Below are 1,032 nucleotides of genomic sequence, written 5' to 3' on the forward strand. Positions count from 1 at the left end.
TGGTCAATCGGACCGCAAACGGCACTGCGCCTCGCTGATGCTGCTATCGCCGCGCACCTGAAAGCGCTCGCCGATGAGCGGGTCGTCGCGGTGGAACTGCCCGAGCAGATGGTGGACCGCAGCAACGTCGCCGAATCCCTGCGCGGCGAACCGATGTGGGAAACGGGCGGGTCCTGGACCTGCCTTACCTCCCCGGACTGCATCGAGTTCGAGGCGGCACATCAGACCGAGTACGGCACCCTCAGCGTTCGAGAGGCCCGAGAGTTAGCCGCCGCCTTACTCGCTGCGGCCGACGCTGCGGAGGCATCCCGATGACCGCCCGCCCGCCCGGTTGCTGCGGTGGGTGCCCACCACTCGCGCGCGGCGGCTACGACTGCACGTGCAGGGGCAACGTCAACTGCTCGGCCCGCATCAAGGTCCAGGCGGTGCGCGCCGCCAACGGACGCATCCAAGGCTGGGCAATCAACCGGGGCAACCAGGAACTCGACTTCTACTACGTCAGCCTCCGCGTCCTCGGCGAGCCCACTGCCCACGCACTGGCGATGGCCAAAGCCCAACGAATCGCACGAGGTTAACGATGAACGAAGCGCTCTGCCCGGGTTCCGGCCACCAAACCGGCGTCATCGGACGCATCGGATGCGAACGCGGCATTCCGCACTACGCGACATGCCCCTACTGCCGGCGCGGGTACGCAACGAACCTCAACGGCCGCATCCGCAAACACCAGGGCCTCCCCAAACCGCCCGACGGTGGCTGCCCCTACAAGTGCCCCGGACCCGAATGTGACTTCGCCTGCTACCACCCGGAGGTCACCGATGCCTGAGTACACCCCACAAGACACCGGCGTCACCCGCGAGTGGTGGACCACCCACGCACGCAACCCCGACCGGGTACTCCCTCGCGGCGTGTTCGGATCCACCGGCCCAGGAGGCGAACCGATCACGACAACCACCGATCATCGGCGAGCGCTTTCAGGTGCGCGGCGATAGCAGCATCAGCGAGGCGCAGTGCCGTTTGCGGTCCGATTGACCA

The 1,032-nt window shown here is 67.1% G+C and carries 3 protein-coding genes; all 3 read left to right on the forward strand.

The window, feature by feature from the left end; all coding sequences use genetic code 11:
- Positions 1–315, forward strand: a 315-nt coding sequence (locus tag A5733_RS27600; RefSeq protein WP_158070631.1) for a hypothetical protein, incomplete at its 5' end; no start/stop codon positions are given.
- The gene (locus tag A5733_RS22490; RefSeq protein WP_076241334.1) at positions 312–575 is read left to right on the forward strand and encodes a hypothetical protein; all 264 of its coding nucleotides are present in this window, start codon (positions 312–314) and stop codon (positions 573–575) included. The genes A5733_RS27600 and A5733_RS22490, both read left to right, overlap by 4 nt.
- Before the next feature lie 2 nt (positions 576–577).
- A complete protein-coding gene (locus A5733_RS22495) occupies positions 578–823 on the forward strand; it encodes a hypothetical protein (RefSeq protein ID WP_076241335.1) in 246 nt (81 codons plus the stop codon).
- Positions 824–1,032: the final 209 nt, after the last annotated feature.

The sequence above is a fragment of the Mycobacterium sp. NS-7484 genome, from assembly GCF_001953975.1.
GTDB lineage: Bacteria > Actinomycetota > Actinomycetes > Mycobacteriales > Mycobacteriaceae > Mycobacterium.